Source organism: Sphingobium sp. (genome assembly GCF_003248505.1).
Taxonomy (GTDB): domain Bacteria; phylum Pseudomonadota; class Alphaproteobacteria; order Sphingomonadales; family Sphingomonadaceae; genus Sphingobium.
On the sequence record NZ_QFOA01000103.1, the window covers coordinates 1 to 8,600 of the forward strand.

Annotated in this window: 4 protein-coding genes and 1 pseudogene; 2 read left to right on the top strand and 3 right to left on the bottom strand. The window is 60.6% G+C overall.

Going from position 1 to position 8,600, the window contains the following annotated elements; genetic code table 11:
• From DI606_RS18420 to DI606_RS18430, 3 genes and pseudogenes are all read right to left on the bottom strand, one after another.
• A pseudogene (locus tag DI606_RS18420) lies at positions 1 to 332 on the bottom strand (DUF885 domain-containing protein); the annotation flags it as partial.
• Complete coding sequence (locus DI606_RS18425; protein ID WP_293985332.1) at positions 329 to 1,354, bottom strand: Ldh family oxidoreductase; 1,026 nt, start codon at positions 1,352 to 1,354, stop codon at positions 329 to 331. The pseudogene DI606_RS18420 and the gene DI606_RS18425, both read right to left, overlap by 4 nt.
• A complete protein-coding gene (locus DI606_RS18430; RefSeq protein ID WP_293985335.1) occupies positions 1,351 to 3,591 on the bottom strand; it encodes a glycoside hydrolase family 127 protein in 2,241 nt (746 codons plus the stop codon). The genes DI606_RS18425 and DI606_RS18430 overlap by 4 nt, the downstream gene beginning before the upstream one ends.
• Positions 3,592 to 4,135: 544 nt before the next feature.
• Here DI606_RS18430 and DI606_RS18435 point away from each other — a divergent pair.
• Together DI606_RS18435 and DI606_RS18440 are read left to right on the top strand one after the other, a co-directional pair.
• On the top strand, positions 4,136 to 6,814 hold the full coding sequence (locus DI606_RS18435) for a DUF5695 domain-containing protein (RefSeq protein ID WP_293985333.1): 2,679 nt from the start codon (positions 4,136 to 4,138) through the stop codon (positions 6,812 to 6,814).
• A gap of 220 nt (positions 6,815 to 7,034) precedes the next feature.
• The gene (locus DI606_RS18440) at positions 7,035 to 8,528 is read left to right on the top strand and encodes a peptide MFS transporter (RefSeq protein ID WP_293985334.1); all 1,494 of its coding nucleotides are present in this window, start codon (positions 7,035 to 7,037) and stop codon (positions 8,526 to 8,528) included.
• The last annotated feature ends 72 nt before the right edge of the window (positions 8,529 to 8,600 follow it).

Below are 8,600 nucleotides of genomic sequence, written 5' to 3' on the forward strand. Positions count from 1 at the left end.
ATCTGACCTTTGTAGACCGCGAAGTTTATTCTCTGCGCAGGCGACAATCGATCGACATTTGTCGCTCCCAATTGCTTTGCGACCTGTTCCCAACGCGCGAGGCGAGCGGATTGTGCCGCAGGGCCGACATCGGGCAGCGTCAGCGGTTGGTCCTTGGGGCCGTCCTCGCTGGGACCGAACTGCTTCTGGCGCCATGCATATTCCGTCGTCGACAAGGCTTCGAACGCCTGATCGGCGGTTTGCGCCGGGGGCTGGGCCGTTGCCTCAGTTGCGATAAAGCTGACGAAGGCCGCACCGATAAGCAGATATTTCCGGCTACCATCGATCCTCATATCCTGTCCCCTTCCAGCAATGCCAGCAAATCGCGGTGAAGTTCCACCGGTATGCGAACGCCTTCCGCATCCGACTTTGCCCGTGCGGCATAGCGCCGCGATCCCGGCAAACGCGCGCCCTGCTCCGCGATCGCCGTGAACATCTTTTCGGCCCGATCTAGATGCGCCGCCGCACCGGCACCCAAAAATCCGGCAGGATCCACGGCCAGGATCAGTTCTCCACCGAGCGGCGATCCCATGCGACCGTTGTCGGCGGCGATGGATTCGGCACTGGTCATGTCCCCGATCAGCGGCCCGGCAATCAGTTCGACCATTGCGGCCAGTGCCGACCCCTTATGTTTGCCGAAAGTGCGCATCGCTCCGTCCAGCACGGCCTTGGGATCGATGGACGGATGCCCTTCGGCGTCATACCCCCAGTCGAGAGGGATCGTCTTGCCCGCACGGCGATGCAACTCGATTTCGCCCCGCGCCACCGCACTGGTGGCGAAATCGAAAACGAAAGGGTGCCGGTCCGAACGCGGCCAGCCAAAGGCAATGGGATTGGTGCCGAATATAGGCTTCGTCCCGCCCTCGGGCGCCACCCAGGCATGACTGGGCGTGAAGGCCAGCCCGACCAGTCCTGCTTCGGTAAGCGCTTCAACCTCAGGCCAGAGTGCCGCAAAATGAACGACATTGTTAAGGGCCAGCGCCGCAATGCCGAACCTGCGCGCCTTGTCGACCAGCAACGGCAGGCCGCGTTCGAACGGCAACTGCGCGAAGCCGCCTTTGCCATCAACACGAACCAATGCAGGCGCAGGCTCACTCACTTCCGGGTCGGCGTCAGGCACGACTACGCCGGCTTCGATCGAATGCGCGGCGACAAGCAGGCGATAAAGGCCGTGCGAAGCGCAGCCATCCCGTTCGCCCGCCACCATCGTGCGGGCGACGGCGGCGGCGTGATCCGCTGTCAGACCACGACGTTCCAGCACCTTGCGGGCCAAGCCATCCGCTTCCAGCAGAGTCAACGCAACCGTGTCGCTCATGCAGACGTCGCCAACTTCGCTGTAAACAGTCGCACGCCAAACACAGGACCTGCCGAACTGCGATCGTGTGGCAGGAACCGAACCTTGACTTGCCGCTTGCCCTTGGTGAGTGCTTCGGGGATCGGGTAATCGACGTCCATGAATTTGCCGGGCGTGTCATTGTCCAGATTTTGCGTGGCCAGCTTGACATTGTCGATCAGGATGTCGAAGCTGCGCTGGCGCTCGCCCCCCCAATAGGTTGCCTGCAACAGCAACGGCCCGGGCTTCACCTTCATCGTGAATTCGAAATAGCCCCCCGACCGCGCATCGCGACCGTTACGCCCGCGATAGGACACCGGGTAGCTGATTTCCGAGATCAAGCCATGGTCGCGCTCAGGTTGCATTTCGCCCAGATGCATGATGTCGATCGACCGAGCCGCCAGATCCTTTTGCCGCGCCTGTTCGGCAAGGAAGGCCGCCTCTTCGCTTTTCCATCCGGCTTCGGTGAACCGCTGGAAATAGACCGCGCTGCGCCGGTCGTACTGGCTGTAGAACGGTGCGAAGGTGAGATTGGCCGGACGAATGATACCCTGCGTGCGATACCGTGGGCGATCCGACACAATCGGAGAAAAGGCCGCCAGCAGATTTTCGCCGACCATTGCCGGCTCGACGCCCTTCCATTCCATTTCGGCGGGACCAAGATCGGCCGCCATGACCAGAGGGCCGCGCATGACCGCCACCACGTCAGGTGCGCCGGGTGCGGATTCGAGCCGCAGGTCGAGCGGCAGGCTGAGGGCGACGACATCGCCTTTCTTCCAGCGACGATTTACGACCGCATAGCCATTGGCAGGCTTCACGGATACAGGGCTGCCGTTGACACTGAGGCCGAAGCGCCCGTCCGCCCAGCCGGGTATGCGCAGAGCCAGCGCGAACTGCCCCTGCCTTACGGCGTCGACGGTCAGCTTGATGTCGGGCTTGAACGGGTATTCGGTGTCCAGCGAAAGGCTTACGCCCTTCGCCTTCCACTGCGCTTCGGACGGGATATAAAGATTGACGAAGAGAGTATCGTCACCCTCCCAGTAAATGGAATCGCCATGTTTGGCGTGGCTTTCCATGCCCGACCCGACGCAACACCAGAACGCGTCCACGTCAGGCTGGGAATATTCGCGCGGCGAACCGCTCATCATGGGCGTCATATAGGTGAAGCCGGCATTGGCCGGGTTCTGTGCCGACATGACATGGTTGAGATGCGTGCGTTCATAATAATCGAACAGCGCGCCTTCGGGTTGCCAACTGTATAACTGCCGCGTCAGCTTCAGCATGTTGTAGCTGTTGCAATGCTCGCAAGTGGACTCGGTCAGGTGCAGCGCGACCGTGTCGGGTTCGAAGAAATATTCACGATCGGCATTGCCGCCGATGACATAGCTATGATGCCCGGTCACCCGGTCGAAAAAGAAACGAGCAGCACGCGCCGGTTCAGGCCTGCCGGTCAGTTCATGGATGCGCGCGAGGCCGATCAGCTTGGGCACCTGGGTGTTGGCATGGAAGTTGGCGAGTTTGTCCTCCTGCGCCACCAAAGGATCCAGCACCTTGCGGTCGTAGACACGCTCTGCCACGGTAAGCCAGCGCGGGTCGCCGGTACGGGCGTAGAGTTCGGCATAGCTTTCGTTAAGACCGCCATATTCGCAGCCGAGCAGTTCCTGCATCTGTGCATCGTCGAGGGCCGCGAACACCCTTTCGAAATAGCCGGCCAGCCCGACCGCGACATCCAGCGCCTTGCGGTTGCCCCACGCACCATGAACGTCGAGCAAGCCGGCGAAATATTTGTGAACGGTGTAGAGAGGAGACCAACTGCCGTTGAGGTCGAAACCGCCCGACTTGATTTGCCCCTTCATGACCTCAGGGAAAATCTCCTCGCCATCGACGATACTGCCGTCCTTCGTTTTGCGGCCCAACGCACCGATATAACCGTCCTTGCGCTGCGCCTGGCATAGCGCGAGTTCGTCCACGATGTAATCGGCGCGGCGGCGGCATTCCGGGTTGCCGGTCTGCTGCCAAGCCAGAACCAGCGCGGTGATATAGTGGCCAAGCGTGTGGCCTGCGATCGTATCGGATTCCCAGCCGCCATAAATCGGCGCCTTGGGCTCCAGTCCGGCATATTTACGAAAATTATGAAGCAGGCGGTCGGGATTGAGCGACAGGAGATAGCCGGTGTTGACCTCGACTGCCGTGGCGTAGTCTGAGGGGCGGAGGCGCACGTCGGTCAACGGCAACGGCCTTGCCCGCAACGGAATACGCGGTGAAATTTCAGCCGAGGCCGAAATCGGAGCCATACATACGGCCAGCGTGGCAGTGCCCGCCATCCATTCCCGGCGATTAACTCTCATATCCTAACCTCTATCGAATATCGTATACAATAATATCACCCTGATGGCATTGACTGTCAATCCTTGTCGTTCTTCGCTGTCGATAAGCCCTGAACCGTTGGGCTCTATCGACCATCGTTCGCTACGTTATTATATCGTATAATATTATTGACGCTGTGAAGCATCAGGGTCATGATTGGGTTCCGCTTCCGACGGCACGACAGGGGCGAGCGGTCACGCGGTTGGCCCTAGGCGGGAGCGCGAACGCTCAAGGACGGGTTCGGGCTGACACCGCCGATATCCGCGGGTCGCTTCCTGTCGTACCGAACCCAATTATCCGTGGCCCCGCCGCGAAATGACAAGGTTGACGATGACCAAGATATGCCTTTCGATTGCGCTTCTCCTGGCATCCGCCTCTTCATCCATGCCCTTGGCCATGGCTCAAGCCCAACCCTCGACCGCCAACAAGGTGTTTCCACCCATTGCGAAGACGACGTTCAGGACGCCGACCTTCGATCTGGCGCTGCGCGACGACACGCAGACATTGGCGCACCTTTCCCCTGCCGGCGAAGCATCATTCGATTTTGTTCCCGCCGCGCGTGAAGCGGAGCGTGCGGGGGATGGCTATGTTCATGTTGGCGACATTCATATTCGCCTGAGAAGCGGCACCGGTGCGTGGCAGGATTATTCGTCCGCCCATAGCAGAAAACCCATCGCTAAGTTGGCGGAGCGAGGCAATGTCCTGGCAGGTGCCGATATCACTGCATCCATGGGCGCAGGCATCCCGCTGAGGATCGAGCGGCGCTGGATGGTTGATCGGGGCGTGTTGGCGCTGCGCTTCACATTGGTGAACACCAGCCGGGAACCGGTAGAGATCGGCGCACTCGGAATGCCGATGGTGTTCGACAACATCATTCTCGACCGCGATCTGGACCAGGCGCATGCGCAGGCCAGCTTCATCGACCCCTATATCGGTCGAGACGCGGGCTATCTCCAGGTTACGCGCCTGAACGGCCATGGCCCCGCGTTACTCGTCCTGCCGGAAAAGAATACGCCGCTCGAAGCCTATCGCCCCGTATTGGAGGCAAAGAGCGCTCCGAAGGGCGATATCTTCACCGACCGGAGTCCGCGCACCCAGGTGTCGGAAGGCTTTTACGACTGGACCGTCGCGAGCAAGGCGTTCGTCGAGAAGGAATGGGCCAACGCCGGGCCGCAATGGAACGAGGCAACCAGTATCGTGCTGGCGCCGGGCCAGAGCCGCACCATCGGCCTGCGCTTCGTCACCTCGCCCAGTATCCGCGCGATAGAGGACACGCTTGTCGCCAACGACCGTCCGGTTGCCATCGGTATACCCGGCTATGTCGTACCGACCGACCAGACGGCCAGCTTGTTTCTGAAATCTCCTACCCCGGTCGCGAAGATCGAGAGTTTCCCCGCCGGTGCATTGACTGCGACGGCGACGCAAAGCGGCAGCGACTGGGTTCGTTACAACGTAAAGGCTTCGGGCTGGGGCCAAGCCCGCCTGACAGTCACCTACGCCGATGGGCAGGCACAGACGGTCAGCTACTTTATCACCAAGCCCCTGACGCAGGTAATGGCCGACATCGGTCGTTTCACCACGACGAACCAGTGGTTCGAAGGGAAAGACGACCCCTTCCACCGGTCGCCCGCCATCCTTTCCTATGACAGGGAAGACAACAAGATCCTGACACAGGATGGCCGCGTGTGGGTTGCGGGCATGAGCGACGAGGGCGGCGCGGGCAGCTGGGTTGCGGCGATGATCAAACAGCTCGACAATCCTGATGCGCAGGAAGTCGCCAAACTGGAAAGACTGGTCAACGAAACGGTCCTGGGCCAGCTTCAGGTCGCAGACGGTCCGCATGCTGGCGGCGTCAAGAAAAGCCTGTTCTACTATGACCCCAAGACATTCCCCGGCTATTACGATCCCGCGATCGATTGGACGACATGGGCCGCCTGGTCAAAGAAAGATGCCGACGATCTGGGACGATCCTACAATTATCCGCATGTCGCTATCGGCCATTGGGTTCTTTATCGCCTGGCTCGCGACAATCGGGGGCTGGTAAAGCGCCACGACTGGCGTTTCTATCTCGATTGGGCTTACCGGACCAGCGCCGCGATGATGCGCGATGCGCCCCATTATGCCCAGTTCGGACAGATGGAAGGCGATGTCTTTCTCGACATTCTCAAGGATCTAAAGCGGGAAGGAATGGCGGTCGAGGCAACGAATCTCGAAAAACTGATGAAGAGTCGCGCCGACCTTTGGCGCACGCTCAAATATCCATTCGGCAGCGAGATGGCGTGGGATTCGACAGGCCAACCCGAAGTCTACGCATGGATGCGGTATTTCGGCCATCAACCGCAAGCCGACATCACGCGAGAAGTGATCCTGGGCTATGATCCGACCATCCCGAGTTGGGGTTATAACGGCAACGCGCGACGCTACTGGGATTTCCTCTACGGCGGCAAAGTGTCGCGGATCGAGCGGCAAATTCACCATTACGGTTCGACGCTCAACGCAGTTCCCCTGTTCGACGCCTATCGCCAGAATCCCGAAGACCTGCACCTGCTGCGCGTCGCATACGGCGGCATGATGGGCGGCATCACCAATATTGATCGGGAAGGCTTCGGCTCCGCCGCCTTCCACAGCTGGCCCGACATGATGAAATGGGACGCGCTGAGTGGCGATTACGGCATGGGATTTTATGGCCATGCGATCTCCGCATCCACTTATGCGGTAAAGGACAAAAGACTGGGCTGGCTGGGCTTCGGTGGAAAGGTGACCGACGACGACGGGCAAGTTCATATCGTGCCGCAGGACGGCGCCCGTCGCCGCCTGTTTATCGCACCCGCTGGCCTGTGGATCACGTTGGAGGCAGGTCGTATCGCCAGTGCCGATTACGACAGTGCGTCGGGCAAGGTGGTGCTGACGCTCGATCCCGCAGATGCCTTTACCACGAAGGCGAGGCTCCTGTTCGAAACGACGACCAGCGGTGGCAGGGCCTACACCAGCAGCGGCGGGACGGCGGATCGCGGGGGCTATGCCATCCCACTGACGGCAAACAGCACGCGCATCACACTGACCCCGCGCCGATGACGCCTTATCGCGCTCTGTTCGTGCCGTCACGATGCGACGCTGTCCCCTCCCCCGGCAAACACGGCAATGCCGATCGAACAATGGTGCAGGGAGCCGGTGGGCACATTCGATATGCGCGACCCGGTTTCATCTGTTCGGCAGACAGTCCGCAGCGTCATGAAGGTCGCATCTCGATGCCGGACGACGAAACCGGTAAGGACTTGAACGTCGGGGTCGTGGCATGACCGTAACCGTGTCGGACGCAGAAACGCTGTGGGGTCATCCCAAAGGATTGTACGTTCTCTTCTTCACCGAGTTGTGGGAACGCTTTTCCTTTTATGGGATGCGCGCGCTCCTGATCTTTTATCTGACGCGCCATTTCCTCTACTCGGGCCAGCAGTCCGGGCTGCTTTACGGGTCTTATCTCGCCCTTGTGTTTCTGTCGCCGATGATCGGCGGCTATCTTGCCGACCGATGGCTGGGTCAACGCAAGGCCGTCTTATTTGGCGGCGTGGTCATCGCGTGCGGTCATATCGTCCTCGGCCTGGAGGACGCATTGGGCGCAGGGGCGCAGTCCATCTTTTGGATAGGCCTGTCGCTGATCGTCGTGGGGACGGGCTTTCTCAAGGCCAACGTGTCGGCGCTGGTGGGCAAACTTTATGCCGAACATGATCCCCGGCGGGACAGCGCCTATACGATTTTCTACATGGGCATCAATCTGGGCGGCGCCATCGGTCCGGTGATCTGCGGCCTTCTGGGCGAAACCCTTGGCTGGAGCTATGGGTTTGGAGCTGCCGCGGTCGGCATGGTTGCAGGGGTCGCCGTCTTCGCTCGCGGCAAGCGCCACCTGCTGGGTGTCGGCGAAGCGCCCTACCCCGCTGCATTGGCACAACGACTGTTCGGTGTGCCTCGCGAATGGATCGTCTACGGCCTTACCCTGCCGCTTACGCTGCTCAGCTGGCTGTTGCTGGTGTCGCCGAAGCTGACAGGGACATTGCTCGCGGTCGGCGGTGCCCTGATCGGTCTCTTTCTGATCTGGATCGCATTGTCGCGATTGGCGGGCGATGAACGTCGCAAGCTGCTTTACGCACTCGCTTTAATTGTCATCCAGCCAGTCTTCTGGGGGCTTTACGAGCAGAGCGGATCTTCGCTCAACCTGTTCATCGACCATCATGTAAACCGCACGATATCGGGATTTGAAGTTCCCGCATCGGTGTTTCAGGCGTTGCCGCCGTTTTTCGTCTGCCTGATCGCCCTTCCCTTCGCAGGGCTATGGCTTCGCCTTGCCAAAGCGGGTCGTATGCCGACGCCGCTCAGCAGCTTCGGTTTCGGCATTATCATGGTCGGCGGCGGTTTCGTGCTGATGGCAATGGCGCAATGGGTGCCGGCAGATCAGAAAGTGCCGTTGGCATTCATCCTTTTGCTTTTCCTCTGCCATGCCGTTGGCGAAATGTGCCTCTCGCCCGTCGGTCTGTCGGCCATGTCGCGCTTCGCGCCCCGCCATATGGCCAGCTTCCTGATGGGCACCTGGTTTCTGGCGACGGCGGCGGGGAATTTCAGCGCGGGCGTCATCGCTTCGGTGATCGAGGCCATGGGCGGGGGCGCGACGGGTGGCGACCGGGCGATCATCCTCGACGCCTATCTCCGCATAGGTCTCGTCGCCGCCGTGATCGGCGCGTTGGTGCTGGCAGTGAATGTCGGGGCGCAGCGTACCCTGCGCCCCGCATCCCGATAATCAGTCCGCGAAAGGCCGGTCGATTGCGCGCTGCGGCTGGGTAAACCACCGTGCGCCGGTGTCGGTCATGTA

What these genes read in the sequence shown, in the direction of transcription:
- DI606_RS18425 (WP_293985332.1), bottom strand. Translation starts at nt 1,354, where the DNA reads ATGAGCGACACGGTTGCGTTGACTCTGCTGGAAGCGGATGGCTTGGCC.
- DI606_RS18435 (WP_293985333.1), top strand. Translation starts at nt 4,136, where the DNA reads ATGGCTCAAGCCCAACCCTCGACCGCCAACAAGGTGTTTCCACCCATT.
- DI606_RS18440 (WP_293985334.1), top strand. Translation starts at nt 7,035, where the DNA reads ATGACCGTAACCGTGTCGGACGCAGAAACGCTGTGGGGTCATCCCAAA.